The sequence below is a fragment of the Ideonella paludis genome (assembly GCF_018069865.1).
GTDB lineage: Bacteria > Pseudomonadota > Gammaproteobacteria > Burkholderiales > Burkholderiaceae_C > Ideonella > Ideonella paludis.
The window spans coordinates 129,931-146,449 of sequence record NZ_JAGQDG010000005.1; the positions used below are offsets into that span (position 1 = coordinate 129,931).

Below are 16,519 nucleotides of genomic sequence, written 5' to 3' on the forward strand. Positions count from 1 at the left end.
GCTCAGGCGGCGAGCACGGTCACCCGGTCGCGCCCGCCAGTTTTGGACGCATACAGCGCTTGGTCCGCCCGCTGGAAGAACTCGGTGGGCGACTCGCCCAGCTTGTGGCGGGTCACGCCCAGCGAGAGCGTGACGCGGGCCAGGGTTTCTTCGGCACCATGGCGCCGAATGCGTGCGGCGCTGATGCGCTGGCGAACCATTTCCGCCAGAGATTGCGCGTCGGGCAGGGCGGATTCCGGCAGCAGCACGGCGAACTCTTCGCCGCCCACGCGCGCAGGCAAGGCGCCCTGCGGGGCCAAAGCCTTGAGCACCGCAGCGACCGCCTTGATGACCTGATCGCCAAACGGGTGGCCCCAGGTGTCGTTGATCTTCTTGAAGTGGTCGATGTCGCCCACCAACAGGCAGGGGGCGCTCTCACCGCCGGCCACGGTGCTGGCCAAACAGGCGGCCAGGCGCTGGTCAAAGGCGCGGCGGTTGGCCAAGCCGGTCAGGGCGTCCAGCAGAGATTCCTCGCGGGCTTTGCGCACCTCTTCGCGCAAGGCCATGATCTGCTTTTGGCTGTCGTCAAAGCGGTCTTGCAAGGCTTTCATATTGCCTTGCATAGCGCGGGTTTCGGCCAAGGCTTCGGCCACGGCGTCGGCATGGCCGTCACCTTGGTCGAGTGCCGTGGAGAGCCGGCCCAGGGTTTCGCCGAAACGGGCGGTGTCGGTGCCGGCTTGCGCGGCCGAGGTGGCCATATGGCCCAACACGCGCTGAAAGCCTTCGGTCACGCGGGCGGCGGTGTCGGCGTCGATGTCGGCCACATGCCGGTCAAATAAATGCCGGGTGGTGGTTTCGTCCAGGGTGCCGCTGCGGGCCATGACCTCGTCAATCGCCTGACGCAAATCAGGGTTGCGATTGGACACATAGTCATACCAAATGGCGTAACTCACTGGGTGCAGACCAGCGGTCTGGCGGGACATCAGTGGCAGTGCTTTACGCAGGAGTTCGGCGCTTTGCTCGATGCTGTCTTCGTACTTCACAAACTTCCCCAACGACTTTGAATTGACGCTGTGCCAGTGAAGGCCACAACGCAGACTGGCGGGTGAGCCCCCAGCCGTAGCACGGCATCAATGTACTCCTGTGCGCCGCTGCTGTGTCGTTGAAATAGTCGCAGCTTGTACCGCATTTGAAAAAGCAGTTGTCGCCTGCAACGCAAGGCCTCAGAATCCGCGCTTCAACATTTTTGCTTGTTCCTTGAGGTACACCAAAGAGTATGCCCAAGGCAGCGATGATGCTGTGCGTGAGCATAGGCTTCGCTGAAAAGCGTGACGGGATAGGGCTTACCGTCACGAGGGAAGGTGGTATGGATGTCAGACCTGTGTGCGCCAATGGCCGATGAACACCTACGTTTGGAGGTGTTGCGCAGCTTGCGGCTGCAGGAATCGTCGCCGGACCCCAGCTTTTTGCCGCTGGTGCGTCTTGCAGCTCAATTGACGGCTTGTCCTTCTTGTGTGCTGTCAGTGCTGGAATCTGAGGTGGTGCGCCCCTTAGCGTGGTGGGGCTGGCCGTCCGATGCCATGCCCCGCGAGGCGACGATGTGCGCTCAGATGATCAGCCAGTCGTCGGTCCTGGTGGTTCCGGATGCGCGCAAGGATCCGCGCTTCATGCATCTGCCGTCGGTCAATGGGCCCTTGGGCGTGCGCTTTTATGCGGCGGCAGCGATACAGGTTGACGGTGAGGTGGTCGGCGTTTTGTGCGTCCTCCATACCGAGCCCAGCACGCTGTCCAGCGTGCAGTGTCAGTCGTTGCAAGAGTTGGCTGAGTTGGCAGCGTCCTTGTTGATCCAAGGCCGGCAACGCCGGGAAGCGGATGACCATGCGCAGCGTCTCTATGATTTGGCGCGCGCCTCCGGTGATTGGATGTGGGAGCTGGATGCCCAAGGCTGCTGTACCTGGATTTCTGGGGACATCCAGGCCGTGACAGGGGTTCACCCTCGCGAGTTATTGGGCAGCCCCATGCCGCCAGAATGGCTGGTCGACGACAAGGGCGAGCCCTTGAACCCCCCACAACTGCTGAGCGACTTGCTGGCCACACGTCGGCCGCTGTCGCGGGTGCTCAGCCGCTGGGATGCGCCGCAAGGGCCGGTGTGGCTGTCGCGCAGCGCGCTGCCCGTCTTTGATGCGCAGGGCGGGTTTGTGGGCTATCGCGGCACAGCACGCAATATGAGCTCCAAGCTGGTGGCCCAGCAACACCGGCGCGAACAAGACGAGCGCCTGCAGCGACTCTCTGCCGAGGTGCCGGGCGCTTTGGTGCAGTTTGTGGTGCCGGCCGAAGGCGGTGACCCGCGTTATCTCTATGTCAGTGCAGGCCTGAGCCGCTGGATTGCCCCAGTGCCGGAGGGCACCACCGCGCTCGCGCCGTTTGGCCCGGCGGATGACATGGTGCCTGACGACCAAGCCCGTTGGCGCGCGGCGCTCAAGCGCTCAGTCAACAGCTTGCGGCCCTTGCAGGTCGAGTACCGCCGCCGCAGCGGCCGAGGGCCTCAGCGCTGGTTCGAGACCCGGGCTTCAGCCCAGCGGCTGCCCGACGGCAGCACGGTGTTTCATGGCTTCACCGCGGACATCACCGAGCGGCGCAATCTGGAGGCTTCTCGACTGGAAAACGAGGTGCTGCGCCGAGAAAAGGCGGCGGCCGAGGCGGCCAATGTCGCCAAGAGTGAGTTCCTCTCTCGAGCCAGCCATGAGCTGCGCACGCCACTCAATGCGGTGGTGGGCTTTGCGCAGCTCATGACCTTGGATACCGCCAACCCGCTGCCGCCCGAGCAAGCGCACCGTTTGGTCGGCTTGCGCAGTGCCGGGCAACGCTTGCTCGATCTGGTCAACGACGTGTTGGATGTGGCTCGCATTGAGGCCGGCGGCCTCAAGCTCAAGAAGGAATGCGTGGACCTGGGGCCTGTGGTGGCCACGTGCCTGGTCACCATGCGCCCCATGGCGGCCGCGCGGGAGGTGGTGCTGCTGGCCGAGCTGACGGAGTCCGCCGCGGTTTGTGGCGATGCCATGGCGGTCGAGCAAGTCTTGATCAACTTGCTGAGCAATGCGATCAAGTACAACAGGCACGGGGGGCGGGCCACCGTGAAGGTCTCGGCGGAAGGCGAGTTTCAGGTCCTGTCCGTCACCGACCAAGGCTGGGGCTTGGATGAGGCGGCGCAAAGTCAGTTGTTCCAGCCGTTCAACCGTTTGGGAGCAGAGCGGCGCCGTATTGAAGGCAGCGGCTTGGGCTTGGTCATCGTGCGAGATTTGGTGCATGCCATGGGCGGCACCATTGAAGTCATCAGTGCGCCTCAGCAAGGCGCGGAGTTCCGGGTCCGGCTGCCCAGAGACACCGCCAAAGAGCTGCCAAAGGCTGAGCCTGAGCTGCCCCGAGGGCTCTCGCGTGAGCCGCCTTTGGCCACCAGTTCCGGCACGGTGTTGTATGTCGAGGATGAGCCACTGAATGTGCTGCTGATCCAGGAGGTGTTCCGGGCCTACCCCGGCTGGACGCTGCACATTGCCACCGATGGTGCCTCAGGGGTGGCCATGGCGAACGCCTTGCAGCCCGACCTGGCCTTGATCGACATGAACCTGCCTGACATCGGCGGCTTGGAGGTCTTGCGCCTCTTGCGGGCCTCGCCCAAGACGGCGGGCCTGTGTTGCGTGGCGCTGTCGGCTGACGCATTGGCCGAGCAGATCACCGCCGCGCGGGCGGCTGGCTTCGACGACTACTGGACCAAGCCCATCGACCTGGCCAACCTGATGCCGGCCGTGATGCGGGCGCTTCAAGCGCACGCGCGCCCATAAAAAAACCGACCCTCAGGTCGGTTTTGCGCTTGGCCACCGCGGCTGCGGTGGCGTGGGCAATCAGCTCAGGTGGCTGTTGATCAGCTTGGTCATCTCGAACATCGAGACTTGTGCCTTCTTAAAGATTTCCTTCAGCTTGGCGTCGGCGTTGATCATGGTGCGCTGGGCCTTGTCTTGAAGATTGTTCTTCTTGATGTATTCCCAGACCTTCTTGGTCACCTCGGTACGCGGCACAGCCTTGTCGCCAATGATGGCGGCCAAAGCGGCGCTGGGCGTCATGGCCTTCATGAAGGCCGCGTTCGGGGTGCGCTTCTTGGCCGGAGCCGCCTTCTTAGCAGGCGCTGCTTTCTTAGCAGGTGCTGCCTTCTTCGCTGGAGCCGCTGCCGCCTTCTTGGCCGGAGCTGCCTTCTTTGCAGGAGCTGCTGCCGCCTTTTTCGCGGGAGCCGCCTTCTTGGCCGGAGCGGCCTTCTTCGCAGTTGCCATATCGATTCTCTCCATCAAAGGAATGTTGATGTGCCAGACCTGGGCGGCAGCCGCGTGAGCCACCGATCCTCTACGTCAATGAGCGGGGTGAATGGTACTGCGTGTACGAGGGGCTGAGAAGCGGTTTTCCCAGGTAAATCGTGCTGTGACCCCCGTGAAACCACGCTTTTTGTCGTTCGCAGGCATCAGGCGTGGGGTTTGTGTTGCTTCAAGCGCTGCGCGAGGACCGATCCAGGCGCTGCAAAGGTCTGTCGCGACACCCTTAAAAATACGGTGCAGGGTATGTATCGCGACCTTGGCGACTTGCAAAACCCCGGCATGACCTCAAAATGCCCCCGGAAGAACTGCCTGAGCGCTGTCGCGCGCAGGGGGTTTGCCCCACAGAAAAGAGGAGCCAGATGAAGCTGATTGTGCGTTGGGCCCTGTTGGCCGTGGCCTTGCTGTCGGTGGCCCAGGTTTATGCGGGTGTCACCTTGACGGGCTATACCAGCGCCTTGCTGGCGGCCGGGGTGCTGGGCTTGCTCAATACCCTGGTGCGGCCCTTGTTGGTGCTGCTCACCTTGCCCGTCACCTTATTGACCTTGGGCCTGTTCTTGTTCGTGATCAATGCCCTGATGTTTTGGTCAGCGGCCGGTTTATTGGCGGGCTTCAACGTCACCGGATTCCCGGCCGCCTTGATTGGGTCTCTGCTCTACAGTGCCTGCGGCATGATCATCGATGCCGTGGTGGAGCGCTTGTTCAGCCGCCCGGCGGCTTGAGCCTTACTCAGGCCGCTCGCCGCGCATCTCGGCCAGCAGCCGACGCCGCGGGACTTCCAGATCCCGCAGCCGCGCGGCGATGATGCTGGCCTCCACGTCGTCGCGGTAGTCCGGCGCGCGGAAGTTCTCCTGGGCGACCCTGAGGCGATCATAGGCACCCAGCAGATCGCCTTGGGCATGGGCGGCCTCTGCGGCGGCGCGCATGGCACGCAGCTTCAGCCCGAGGGGCTCTGCGCATTGGGCCAAGGTTTGCCAGGCGGTGGCGTCTTGCTTGTGGTCCGTCACCCAGGTTTGCAACTGCTCCATCGCCGCACGCAAGGCCTGCGCGCTTTGCGCTTGGCCCGCGCGGTGCCGCGCCAGCGCAATCTCGGCCCGCATCAGCAAGCCTGGCCGGCTGGAGTCTGCGTCCAGCGCCGGCATCAAGGCCTCCAGCTCGGGGCTGAGAGGCTCGCCGCCACCGCGGGCACGCTCAATCAAACTTTGGGCCTTGAGATGGGCCACGGCCAGACGCGCAAAGGGCTGGGTCTTCAGCGCGCCTTGAACAGCCAAGGCCTCGGCGTCTTTGATGAACTGTGCGGCCTTGGCATGGTCACGCAAGTGCACCGAGGCCAGCGCAGCCGCATATACCGCGGCCAAGCGTGCCTCACCGACTTGCGGGGAGCCGGGCTCGCCTTGGTTTTGCAGCCGACGCAAGGCCGTCTCGCTGCGGTCCATCAAGACGCGAGCGCGGGCCTGCATCAAGGCATGGCGCACCGGCTCGGCATAGGCGGGCGGAGCGGGCCGGTTCTCGCGGGTGCGCAGGCGCGCTTCGCTGATCCGCTCAATCGTCAGCGGGTGGGTGCGCAGATAGGGAAACTGGTTGTTGTCATTCAGCCGCGAGGCTACTTCCATCTTCTCAAACATGCCCGACATGCCGGAGGGCATGAAGCCCGCCAGGACCAGCAGTTCAAAACCGATGCGATCGGCCTCGCGCTCCATCTCGCGAGTGAAGTTGATCTGGCCTTGGATCATCGCGGCCTGACCGCCAGCCACCACGGCTTGGGCCACATCCGCATTGTTGCTGCGGCTGGCGGCAATCAGGCCCAGCAAAACGGCCGCCATGGCTGCCGTGCCCTGGCGTTGGCCATTGACCATGCCCCGCGCGATGTGGCGCTGGTTGATGTGCGTGAGCTCATGGGCCAAGACCGACGCCAATTCGTCGCGCGAGGCGGTCATCCCGATCAGGCCCAGATACACCCCGACATAGCCCCCGGGCATGGCGAAGGCATTGATGGCCTTGTCACGCCCCAAAAAAATCTCCCAGGCAAAGGCGCGGTCCATATCGGGGCTGATGTCGCCGCGTGCGCGGGCCGCTTCCAGCAGCGGTGTCCAGAGGCTCTGAACATAAGCCTGCAGCAGGGGGTCATCGAGGAAGTCGGGGTCGCGGCGCAACTCCCGCATATAGCGGTCCCCGAGCTTGCGTTCAGTCAGCAAGTCCACATCGTCGGACACCGAGTCGCCCAGTGACGGCAGGTTGACCTGCGCTTGCGCTTGCGGCGCCTGGGCTGTCGCCATCAAGGTCATCAAGCCCAGCAGGGAAAACGCACGGGTCAAACGGGAAGTGCTCATCAGGCAAGGTCTCACTGCGCCACAACGGCGGTCAAAGCTCACCGCTATCATGACACCGACTTGTATCTCCGATGTTGCGCCTGCTATGAATGACCACCTGACCCATTTCGATGACCACGGCCAAGCCCATATGGTCGATGTCGGCGCCAAAAGCGAGACCCACCGTGTTGCGGTGGCTACCGGCCAGATCCGCATGCTGCCTGCCACGCTGGCGCTGATCACCAGCGGCAGCGCCAAAAAGGGCGATGTCATCGGCATTGCCCGCATTGCCGCGATCCAGGCCTCTAAGCGCACCGCCGACCTGATCCCTCTGTGCCACCCTTTGCCCTTGACCCGCGTGGCAGTGAGCTTTGACATCAACGAGGCCGCCAGCACCGTGTCTTGCACCGTGCAAGCCGAGACCTATGGCAAGACCGGCGTCGAAATGGAAGCCCTGACCGCCGTGCAAGTGGGCCTGCTGACCATCTACGACATGTGCAAGGCCGTGGACCGAGGCATGGTGATGGAGGGTGTGCGCTTGCTGGAGAAGCAGGGCGGCAAGAGTGGGCACTGGGTCGCCCCGAGCTGACGCCATACCCTAACCTAGGGCGGCGAGACCCGGCACAATCCGGCCATGAGCATTGCACCCACCAAGCGGCTGCGCGAGCCTGCGCCTGATCGCCCTCAAACTTTGGGCGAAGAGATCGCCAACGCCATCAGCCATGGCCTGGGCTGTGTGTTGGCCATTGCCGCACTGCCAATCTTGGTGCTGGATGCGTGGATTGAGGGGAGCGGCTCCGACGTGGCGGCCGTGGCCGTGTTCGGCGCCTCCATGATCCTGCTTTATGGCATCTCAGCGCTCTACCATGCGCTGCCGGCGGGCCGGGCCAAGCTGTGGCTCAATCGGCTGGACCATGCTGCCATCTATTTGTTCATTGCGGGCAGCTACACGCCGTTCACGCTGGGGGTGCTCAAGGGCGGCTGGGGGTGGACCCTGTTCATCATCGTCTGGAGTGCAGCGGCCGCCGGTGTGGCCATCAAGCTGCTGAACCGGCTCAAGCACCCGTGGCTCTCTACCGGCCTCTACGTCGCGATGGGCTGGGTGGCGGTGCTGGCCGCCGGCCCGCTGATTGAGCGCATGCCCGTGGCCGGCTTGGCCTGGTTGGTGGCGGGTGGGCTGAGCTACACCCTGGGCGCTTTGGTGTTCCTGATGGACAACAAGATCCGCTACGCCCACTTTGTCTGGCACCTCTTTGTGCTGGGGGGCAGCGTCTGCCACTTTTTTGCGGTGCTGGGCTACGCTCGCTGAAGCGCAGAGGCCTGAGCACTCATCCACTCGATCACGGCTTGTCGCGCTTCCGCGTTCAAATGCAAGCCCAGCTTGCTGCGGCGCCACAGCACATCCTCGCCGGTCAGGGCGAACTCTCTGGCTTGCAGGTGGCGCAATTCCGCCTCAAACACCCCGGGGGCCACTTCTGCGCCTAAGCCTTGCAGCGAGGTGGCCGCCCCTAGCAACTGGCTGACCTGGCCGCCATAAGCGCGGGCCCAGCGCAGCGCCAGGGCCGGCGGCAGCCACGGGTGGCGTTGCTGCAGCGCTTGCACAAAGCGGGCAAAGTCGGTGTCTGGCCGCTGCGGCGGGCCAATCCAGGCGCTCAGGTCGCCACCGGGCAAGAGCGCGCCTTCCGTCCAGGGGTGGCGTGCCTCGCCCAGCAGGCGGCCGACCTCGGTGGCCGCATCCTCCGCCAGCTTTCTGAAGGTGGTGATCTTGCCGCCCCACACACTGACTAATGGTGCCCCCCCCGCTGGCGCGGTGGCCCCCCCGAGGGGGGCAGCAGACTTGCTTGGGGCGGCCCGGCGCGCGTCTGATGGCGGTGCCCCCCCCGCTGGCGCGGTGGCCGATGGCGCCCCGCCCAAGGTCGGCAAGACATTGCTCTCCAGCATGTAGTCCCGCGTCACTGCCGAGGGGTCGCCCGAGTCGTCGTCCAGCAGCGGGCGAACGCCGCTGTAACTCCACGCCACGTCAGCCGGCGTGATGGGGCGCGTGAAGTAGCGGCTGGCTTGCTCGCAGAGGTAGGCCACCTCGGCCTCGCTGATGCGGGCCTGCGCCGGGTCGCCGTGGATCTCCTCATCCGTGGTGCCGATCAGCGTGAACTCGCGCTCATAGGGGATCGCAAAAATGATGCGCTTGTCCGGGTTTTGGAAGATGTAGGCGTGGTCGTGCTCAAAGCAGCGGGGCACCACGATGTGGCTGCCCTTGACCAGGCGCAGGTGCTTGGTGGCCAGGGCCTCACCCTGGGCGGGTGTGGCCGTGCCGCGCAAAAAGCTTTCGGCCCAGGGGCCGGCCGCGTTGACCAGGGCGCGGGCCTGCACGGTTTCTTGCCGGCCATCGGCATGGCTCAAAGTGACCAGCCAGCCTTGGGCGCTGCGCTGGGCGGCCGTCACCGCGCAGCGTGTCAGCACCCGCGCTCCTTTGGCGGCGGCATCTTGGGCGCACAGCAGCACCAAGCGGGCGTCGTCCACCCAGCCGTCTGAATAGACAAAACCTTGGCTGAAACCGGGCTTGAGCGGCGCGCCCGCCGGGTGCTGGCGCAGATCGACGCCGCGCGAGCCGGGCAGCACCTCGCGTTTGGCCAGGTGGTCGTAAAGGAACAGGCCCAGCCGGATCATCCAGGCCGGGCGCAAGAAGCTGGCGCTTGGGTCGTGTGGCATCACAAAGCGCAGCGGCCACATGATGTGCGGCGCGCTGCGCAGCAGCACCTCGCGCTCTTTCAGGGCTTTGCGTACCAGCGAGAACTCGTAGTACTCCAAGTAGCGCAGGCCACCGTGGATGAGCTTGGTGCTGGACGACGAGGTGTGCGAGGCCAGGTCGTCCCGCTCGGCCAAAACCACCCGCCAGCCGCGCCCGGCCAAGTCACGCGCAATGCCCGCGCCATTGATGCCGCCGCCCACTACCAGCACGTCGCAGGGGTGAGGCTCGGCCTGTGAGATCACGGAGTTCTGGTCCACAGCAATCTTGAGGATAGGATGGCTGCACTCTACCTTCATCCGATTGCAGGAGCACCGCTCATGGCTTATCTCTTGGCTTTGGACCAGGGCACGTCCAGCTCGCGCAGCATCATCTTTGACGAGCAAGGCCGACTCATCGCCTCGGCCCAGCGGGAGTTCACCCAGCATTTCCCACAGCCCGGCTGGGTGGAGCATGACCCGCTGGAGATCTGGCAGACCCAGCTCGCCACGGCCCAAGAAGCCATCGCCAAAGCGCAGATTCCGCCGCAAGCCATTCGCGCCGTCGGGCTGACCAACCAGCGCGAAACCACCCTGGTCTGGCACCGCCAAACCGGCCAGCCGCTGCACCGTGCCATCGTCTGGCAAGACCGGCGCACGGCAGAGCTGTGCGCCCAACTGCGCCAGCACGGCCATGCCAAGCTGATCCGCGAGACGACAGGCTTGGTCATCGACCCCTACTTTTCAGGCACCAAGCTGCGCTGGATCTTGGACAACGTGGCCGGCGCCCGCGCAGCGGCTGAGCGCGGCGAGCTGGCCTTTGGCACAGTTGACAGCTGGTTGCTGTGGCAGCTGACCGGCGGGCGCGTGCACGCCACTGATGTCAGCAATGCTGCCCGCACCCTGCTGTTTGACATCCGACGTAACGTGTGGGATGAGCAACTGCTGAACCTGCTGAACATCCCACCCAGCCTGATGCCCAGCGTTCACCCCAGCAGCCACCTGTTTGGCGAGACGAATGCCGAGCTGCTGGGCGCCGGACTGCCGGTGGGCGGCATGGCTGGCGACCAGCAAAGCGCGCTGTTTGGCCAGGCCTGCTTCAAAGCCGGTTTGGCCAAAAACACCTATGGCACCGGCTGCTTCATGCTGACCCACACCGGCGCACAGTTTCAAACCAGTGGCAACGGCTTGCTCACCACCAGCGCCTGTCAGGTCGCAAACCAAGCGCCACAGTTTGCGCTGGAAGGCAGCGTCTTCATCGGCGGCGCCGTGGTGCAGTGGCTGCGCGACGGCCTCAAGGCCATCCACAGCAGCGCCGACGTACAACCCCTGGCCGAAAGCGTGCCCGACGCCGGCGGCGTGATGTTCGTGCCCGCCTTCACCGGCCTGGGCGCGCCCTATTGGGACGCCGAAGCGCGCGGCGCCATCGTCGGCCTGACGCGCGGCAGCACCGTGGCCCACATCGCCCGCGCTGCTTTGGAGAGCATCGCCTTCCAAAGCGCCGCCCTGCTGCAAGCCATGAGCAAAGACGCCGTGGCCGCCTGCGGCGCCCCCGTGAGCGAGCTGCGCGTGGACGGCGGTGCCTGCGTCAACAACCTGCTGATGCAGTTCCAAGCCGACCTGCTGGGCATCCCCGTGCAGCGCCCCCAAGTCATCGAAACCACCGCCCTAGGGGCCGCCTACCTGGCCGGCCTGGCCACAGGCGTGTGGCGCAGCACCGAAGAACTCTCAACCCAATGGAAGGTCGAGCGCAGCTTCCACCCCACCATGCCGCGCGATCGTGCGGCCGAGTTGATGGCGGGCTGGGAGCGGGCGGTGAGGCAGGCGGTGGGGCGGGGGTGATTGGGGGGGCTTGCAAGGAAGGGTTTCATGCCAACGGGTGGGGTGGCCCCTCGACCTTGAGCGAAATCCCGGCCCCAAGTTTCCCATCAGGGTTCAAGTCAGGCTCAAGGGGGCAGGTTTGTGCTACCCGGCGGAGCCAATGGCAGCATGACACTCGACCCACAACCCAAGCACAGCTCGCGATAGCTTCGGGTGGCCTGCTCGAAGAGCCTGCCGCATGCAAGACATGGGAAATCTAGCGCGGGTTCGTGGGTGAGCGTAGACGCTCAATCCTTGTGGGCCGAACGAGTGCCACCCATTCGCCCTGTCGCCTGGCGGGGTCTGCGCGACAGGGGTCGAAGTGAATCAGGGCCTCGCACTCGATGTCTTCGGGCTCATAAATCAACACACGCATACCTTCTGACAAACGCAAGCCCTGCGCAGCCAGGCTAGACAATGTGCCGTAGCCTGTAAGCGGAATAACAGCGAGGCCAGTGGCATTGGTGCCGTGCTCGATGGCATTGAAGTCGGCATAGACCTGAGGCAGGCGCATGTGATTTCGGAGGGGCAGGCAGCGACTGGGCGGTAGATGGCTGGATGCTGTGGCGCGAGTCAAGGAACGCGGAGTGAGTCAGACATTAGAAAAATTCGGTCGGGGCTACACACTCAGCCCCGGATCATGCTCTAGCCCTCAGGGCGACTATTGACGGGAACTACCTCGCATCCAAGGATCACCAGTCGTTCAACCACACCGTTCTCACCGGGCTTGAGCCAAACACTTTTCATGGCCTTTTGAAACGCAAGATTCGTGCTGGCCTCTTGTTCAAGTCGCTCAATGTACGTGTCAGCGTGTGCTCCAACAAAGTCCTCTAGCGGCCCTGCCCCAATTTGCTCCAACATCTCTGGTTCGGCGCTGTCGATGAGCGCGAGGAGTGTCTCCCACGCATCGACTGGGCTCTCTCGGATCAGGTCGTCTAACGCCTCGAACGCCCACCAGTTTCGCTGGTAAGTGAGCCAAGCAGTAACGAGGGCGTTTCGATCAGTCATGTCGTTCAGAACGGTCAGGTTTGGTGTGTTGCTAGGCCGCTCCCCTCATCTTGAGAAGTCCTGCCGGTGACTCAGAGGCACTTTTCAGCAGCCTACTTTGGCCAAGTGACCCGATACACGTTCAGGCCATCACGCCAATACGATTTGCCTTGATGAACCCGGATGTTCAATTGAGGCGAATCGCCAATCGTTTCGCCATCTTTGATCACCGGGCCCTTCGACGCCAAGTACTGCGCCATTCCCAGAAGAAGTGGGAACACTTCTCGCCCAGATCGATTGACATCTTTGGCCTCAATCTCGTTCAGGCCGAGTTGGTCCATGCCAGAAGTCGATAGCGAGAAGCCCTTTTCTGCGTCATTGGTAATTCGGAAATTGACCCAAAGCCAGATCGGGGGCTCTTCCCTGCTGATCTTTGCAGACTTTCGCAAGAAGGCGTCTCGAGACTGAAGGCTTGCCAGCCAGTAGCTGGCTATCGCATTGTCATTCATCACTGCGCTGACTGCGTCAGTGAGCAAGAGCCGGGTGTCTAGTGCGTCGAGGGATGACTGCATCACTCCCACCACCGCCTGCGCCCGATGCCCGGACGTTGCTTCGCAGGCTTGTCGCCAGTACCAAGCGTTGACGCAAAGGTCCTTGATGAGAGCCTCTGGGGCCGGCTTTGGGACTAGTCTCACCAGGACAATGGCTTCGCCGACACGTAATGCAATGGCATCAGCATCTTCATGCTCCACACCCGTGATCTTGAGTCTGCCCGCAAGGCGACTGGCCAGCTCCTGCTGAAACTGCCTCGCGCTTGGAAGCTTCGGTTCTGCGAGAAGGACTATCGATACAGTGGACTTAGATTCGGTCTCCGAAGCCTGGGCTGACAGTACAAGTGACAGTAAAGCGAGGATGAAAAGTATCGAGCGCATAAGGTGCGGGCAGAGGTTTGGGGACAGGGCCACAACGCCGGGTACACATACTTTTATTGCCGGTCAGCCCATCGCGAAAGGCTCGGGGGCACTATAGCCCCATGCATTCAGCGTTTGAGCGCGTCTGTAACGCGGGCAGTAGGCGTCATGCCGCTGGATTAGAGGAGCCGAGGGCACTGCATTTGACTCCCGTAGCCGGTTGCAACGATGGACTCGCGCTGGCGTAGGCCGTGGCCTGGGGCGATTTCTGAGGTGCGGCGGCGCGCAGGGCAAGGGCGTGGCGCGTGTATTCACGCGATTCAAGAACATATTCGCCGGAAGGGTTTGACCATAGCGAGCCGCAGGCGAGCGGAGGGAGTTTGACGGCGCACGCCCTTGCCCGAGCACCGACGGGAGTCGGCGTGAGCCGACCGCCTCAGCATGAGCCCCGGGCCACGGCCTGTGCCAGCGCATGCGCATGCGCCACCTGCTTAACGCACAACAGACCCTCCGAATAAAACCGCCCCGCCGAGTCACAGCAAAGGCCGAACCATCAGACTTCCAAGGCCACGGCCAATGATCCATCTGCCCAATCGCCAGCCCGGCGACAATCCAGCATGAGCGTTTCATCTTCTCCCGTGTCCCAATCCTCCGCCACCCCCTCCGCGCTGGCGTTTTCCCACCTGCCGCTGAATGCGGCTGCCCAGGCCAACTTGGCGCAGCTGGGCTATGCACAGATGACGCCGGTGCAGGCGGCCAGCTTGCCGGCGGCACTGAGCGGGCGCGACCTGATCGTGCAGGCCCCCACAGGCAGCGGCAAGACGGCAGCCTTTGGCTTGGCTTTGTTGCATCGGCTGGACCCCAGCCTGTGGCAGGTGCAGGCCATGGTGCTGTGCCCCACGCGTGAGCTCGCCGACCAGGTGACCGAAGAGCTGCGCCGCCTGGCGCGTGCGGCCGGCAACGTCAAGATTTTGAGCCTGTGCGGCGGCGCCACCATGCGCCCGCAGCGCGAGAGCCTGGCCCATGGCGCCCACATTGTGGTGGGCACGCCGGGGAGGCTGATGGACCACCTAGAGAAGGGCAGCTTGCAGCTCGGTGCCTTGAACACCCTGGTGTTCGACGAGGCCGACCGCATGCTGGACATGGGCTTTTACGACGACATGGTGACGGTGGTCAGCCAGTGCCCGCCGCAGCGCCAGACCTTGCTGTTCTCGGCCACCTACCCCGAAGGCATCGCCAAATTGTCGGCGCGCTTTTTGCGCCAGCCGCAAAGCATCACCGTGGCCGCGCCGGCAGCGGCAGCCAAAGAGGCCACGGCCGGCGGGGCCATTCGCCAAGTGGCGTTTGAGGTGACCGAAACCGAGCGCCTGGACGCTGTCTCTAAGCTGCTGAACCACTATCGCCCGGCCAGCACCCTGGCCTTTTGCAACACCAAGCAGCAATGCCGCGATTTGGTGGATGTGCTCACCGCCCAAGGCTTTGTGGCCCTGGCCCTGCATGGGGACTTGGAGCAGCGCGAGCGTGACCAGGTGTTGATCCGCTTTGCGGGCCGCACGGCCTCGGTGCTGGTGGCCACGGATGTGGCGGCGCGGGGCCTGGACATCGAGCAGTTGGAGGCGGTGATCAATGTCGAGGTCACGCCCGATCCCGAGGTGCATGTGCACCGCATTGGCCGCACCGGCCGGGCCGGGCACGATGGCTTGGCGCTCAGCCTCGTCAGCATGGACGAGATGGGCCGCATCGGCCGCATTGAACTGGCCCACGGCATGACCCTGCCCTGGCAGCCGCTGAGCGATTTGACGCCTGCGGCCGGCGGCCCGCTGCGCCCGGCCATGGCCATGCTGCAAATCTTGGGCGGCCGCAAAGAAAAAATCCGCCCCGGCGACGTGCTGGGCGCGCTGACTGGCGAGGCCGGCTTTGCGGGCAGCCAGATTGGCAAGATCAAGGTGACAGAGTTCCACACCTATGTGGCGGTGGAGGCGGGCATTGCCCAAGAGGCGGTCAAGCGCCTGAGTGCCGGGCAGCTCAAAGGTCGCAAGGTCAAGCTGCGGCTGATGGACGATGTGGTGCGCTGAGCAGGGCTGACCCTGACGGTGCCTTAACGCGCCAACAGGGGCCAGAGCTGTGGGGTGGTGAGCAGGGTGGTGGCGCCGAAGACCACCACGCCGAGGATCGCCCACAAGGCGCGGGCATCGTCCACCGGGTCACCGTAATCGTTCTCGCCCGCGCTGCCCGGCCACAGTATCAGCACCAGGCTGAAGAGGCCGTTGAGGGCGGGCACCAGTTGCAGCAGCGCAAACCAGCCACTGCGGTTCAGGTCGTGCAGGCGCAGCACGGTCAGGCGAACGCCCCACCACGCCAAGACCACACCGAGCAGCAGGCCGCCCCAGAGCACCCCCGCATTGGACAAGGTGGCCGCCAAGACCAGCGCGCCCATCCATAGCCCTAGCCCAGCGGCCAGGCCCAAGGCACAGCAGCCCATGAAGCGCACGCGGCCCATGCGGCCTTCCACGGAGAGGCTCAGCAGCGGTGGCAGCTCATCGCCGTCCAACTCGGCATCGTCCTCACCGTTGAGGCGCGCTTGCTCTTGGGCCAGGCGCTGTTCATTGCGGGCGCGCAGCTCTTCCAGGCGGGCTTGGCGGCGGGCTTCGGCCTCGGCTTGACGCGCGGCCAAGGTGCGCGGCATGTCGCACACGCAGGCGCGGCAGATCACCCGCTTGGATTGGCGTTCGCCACAATTGGGGCAGGTGATCTCTTCGGCTGCGTTGCTGGCGGCAGGGCTGGCGCTGGCCGCGGCAGCGCGTGGGGCTGCCGCAGGCCGGGTGGCGGGTGCAGGGGGCGTTGGCAGCTCGCTGTCGGGCACCAGGGAGAGCATCAGGCTGGTGTCGGGCGGCGGGGCTGCGACGCTGGGGCGCACCACGGCGGGTGGCGCAGGTGCTTTGGCCTTGGCGGCAGCGGCGGCGGCGGCGCGCGCAGGGGGCGCCGGTTGAGGGGGGGCGGGCAGGGCGGCGGTGTGGGTGGCTGCAGGCTTGGCCGGAATGGCGTGCAGCACGGCGCCAATGGCACGAAAGCGCTGGACCCACTCGGCGGCCTCAGCGGGGGCGAGGTCGCGCTTGATGACCACGCGCTGCCCGGAAAACAGTTTGTTGAGGCGCTGCTCATCCAAGCGCAGGCGGCGCCCTAGTTTTTCTCGCACCTGAGCATGAGAAAAGCCCGCCAGGATCTCGCCTGCAAAAACCAGTTGAACCGCTGTACTACTCATGGGCTTTGACAAAACACGTACCCTGAAGTGTCGCCGCGCTTCCTTAAAAATGCTGTGATGAAGCGTGTCTACCTCGGCTGGTGTGCGCAGTAAGTCGTGAAATCAGCGACGAAGTGCACACAAGAGGGG

At 64.4% G+C, this 16,519-nt stretch carries 13 protein-coding genes; 6 read left to right on the forward strand and 7 right to left on the reverse strand.

Annotated elements, in window-relative coordinates; translation table 11 throughout:
- Window positions 1–2: 2 nt before the first annotated feature.
- Window positions 3–1,022 carry a GGDEF domain-containing protein gene (locus KAK11_RS22215; RefSeq protein ID WP_210809771.1) on the reverse strand — a complete coding sequence of 340 codons (1,020 nt, stop codon included), beginning with the start codon at window positions 1,020–1,022 and terminating at the stop codon, window positions 3–5.
- 327 nt (window positions 1,023–1,349) lie between these two features.
- On the opposite strand from KAK11_RS22215, the gene KAK11_RS13820 reads away from it, so the two are divergent.
- Window positions 1,350–3,818 (forward strand): ATP-binding protein, encoded by a 2,469-nt coding sequence (locus KAK11_RS13820; RefSeq protein WP_210809772.1) that lies wholly within the window; start codon window positions 1,350–1,352, stop codon window positions 3,816–3,818.
- A gap of 60 nt (window positions 3,819–3,878) precedes the next feature.
- Here KAK11_RS13820 and KAK11_RS13825 read toward each other — a convergent pair whose 3' ends face one another.
- Complete coding sequence (locus tag KAK11_RS13825) at window positions 3,879–4,301, reverse strand: SWIB/MDM2 domain-containing protein (RefSeq protein ID WP_210809773.1); 423 nt, start codon at window positions 4,299–4,301, stop codon at window positions 3,879–3,881.
- A 398-nt stretch (window positions 4,302–4,699) separates the two neighbouring features.
- Between KAK11_RS13825 and KAK11_RS13830 the strand changes: the two genes are divergently transcribed.
- Window positions 4,700–5,059 carry a phage holin family protein gene (locus KAK11_RS13830; protein WP_210809774.1) on the forward strand — a complete coding sequence of 120 codons (360 nt, stop codon included), beginning with the start codon at window positions 4,700–4,702 and terminating at the stop codon, window positions 5,057–5,059.
- A gap of 3 nt (window positions 5,060–5,062) precedes the next feature.
- Here KAK11_RS13830 and KAK11_RS13835 read toward each other — a convergent pair whose 3' ends face one another.
- Entirely contained in the window at window positions 5,063–6,667 is a 1,605-nt protein-coding gene (locus tag KAK11_RS13835; RefSeq protein ID WP_210809775.1) for a M48 family metalloprotease, read from the reverse strand.
- Window positions 6,668–6,752: 85 nt separating this feature from the next.
- Between KAK11_RS13835 and moaC the strand changes: the two genes are divergently transcribed.
- Both moaC and trhA read left to right on the forward strand, forming a co-directional pair.
- Window positions 6,753–7,235 carry a cyclic pyranopterin monophosphate synthase MoaC gene (moaC, locus tag KAK11_RS13840; RefSeq protein WP_210809776.1) on the forward strand — a complete coding sequence of 161 codons (483 nt, stop codon included), beginning with the start codon at window positions 6,753–6,755 and terminating at the stop codon, window positions 7,233–7,235.
- A gap of 45 nt (window positions 7,236–7,280) precedes the next feature.
- Window positions 7,281–7,955 carry a PAQR family membrane homeostasis protein TrhA gene (gene trhA / locus KAK11_RS13845; protein WP_210809777.1) on the forward strand — a complete coding sequence of 225 codons (675 nt, stop codon included), beginning with the start codon at window positions 7,281–7,283 and terminating at the stop codon, window positions 7,953–7,955.
- Here the strand turns inward: trhA and glpD are convergent.
- Entirely contained in the window at window positions 7,943–9,691 is a 1,749-nt protein-coding gene (gene glpD / locus KAK11_RS13850) for a glycerol-3-phosphate dehydrogenase (protein ID WP_210809778.1), read from the reverse strand. The genes trhA and glpD overlap by 13 nt on opposite strands.
- A gap of 21 nt (window positions 9,692–9,712) precedes the next feature.
- Here glpD and glpK point away from each other — a divergent pair, with 21 nt between their 5' ends.
- Window positions 9,713–11,212, forward strand: coding sequence for a glycerol kinase GlpK (gene glpK, locus KAK11_RS13855; protein WP_210809780.1), 1,500 nt, complete (start codon window positions 9,713–9,715; stop codon window positions 11,210–11,212).
- 663 nt (window positions 11,213–11,875) lie between these two features.
- Here glpK and KAK11_RS22305 read toward each other — a convergent pair.
- Entirely contained in the window at window positions 11,876–12,238 is a 363-nt protein-coding gene (locus tag KAK11_RS22305) for a DUF6869 domain-containing protein (RefSeq protein WP_375140686.1), read from the reverse strand.
- Between the two features lie 92 nt (window positions 12,239–12,330).
- Window positions 12,331–12,969, reverse strand: a complete 639-nt coding sequence (locus KAK11_RS22220; protein ID WP_310737806.1) for a DUF4261 domain-containing protein — start codon at window positions 12,967–12,969, stop codon at window positions 12,331–12,333.
- A 797-nt stretch (window positions 12,970–13,766) separates the two neighbouring features.
- Here KAK11_RS22220 and dbpA point away from each other — a divergent pair.
- Window positions 13,767–15,203 (forward strand): ATP-dependent RNA helicase DbpA, encoded by a 1,437-nt coding sequence (gene dbpA, locus KAK11_RS13865; RefSeq protein ID WP_310737807.1) that lies wholly within the window; start codon window positions 13,767–13,769, stop codon window positions 15,201–15,203.
- Between the two features lie 23 nt (window positions 15,204–15,226).
- Here the strand turns inward: dbpA and KAK11_RS13870 are convergent, their stop codons facing one another.
- Entirely contained in the window at window positions 15,227–16,390 is a 1,164-nt protein-coding gene (locus KAK11_RS13870) for a DUF805 domain-containing protein (protein WP_210809783.1), read from the reverse strand.
- Between the last annotated feature and the right edge of the window lie 129 nt (window positions 16,391–16,519).

Bases quoted from the DNA above. Each gene is read 5' to 3' on its own strand.
- KAK11_RS13820 (WP_210809772.1), top strand. From the start codon at position 1,350: ATGTCAGACCTGTGTGCGCCAATGGCCGATGAACACCTACGTTTGGAG.
- KAK11_RS13825 (WP_210809773.1), bottom strand. From the start codon at position 4,301: ATGGCAACTGCGAAGAAGGCCGCTCCGGCCAAGAAGGCGGCTCCCGCG.
- KAK11_RS13830 (WP_210809774.1), top strand. From the start codon at position 4,700: ATGAAGCTGATTGTGCGTTGGGCCCTGTTGGCCGTGGCCTTGCTGTCG.
- KAK11_RS13835 (WP_210809775.1), bottom strand. From the start codon at position 6,667: ATGAGCACTTCCCGTTTGACCCGTGCGTTTTCCCTGCTGGGCTTGATG.
- moaC (WP_210809776.1), top strand. From the start codon at position 6,753: ATGAATGACCACCTGACCCATTTCGATGACCACGGCCAAGCCCATATG.
- trhA (WP_210809777.1), top strand. From the start codon at position 7,281: ATGAGCATTGCACCCACCAAGCGGCTGCGCGAGCCTGCGCCTGATCGC.
- glpD (WP_210809778.1), bottom strand. From the start codon at position 9,691: ATGAAGGTAGAGTGCAGCCATCCTATCCTCAAGATTGCTGTGGACCAG.
- glpK (WP_210809780.1), top strand. From the start codon at position 9,713: ATGGCTTATCTCTTGGCTTTGGACCAGGGCACGTCCAGCTCGCGCAGC.
- KAK11_RS22305 (WP_375140686.1), bottom strand. From the start codon at position 12,238: ATGACTGATCGAAACGCCCTCGTTACTGCTTGGCTCACTTACCAGCGA.
- KAK11_RS13870 (WP_210809783.1), bottom strand. From the start codon at position 16,390: ATGAGTAGTACAGCGGTTCAACTGGTTTTTGCAGGCGAGATCCTGGCG.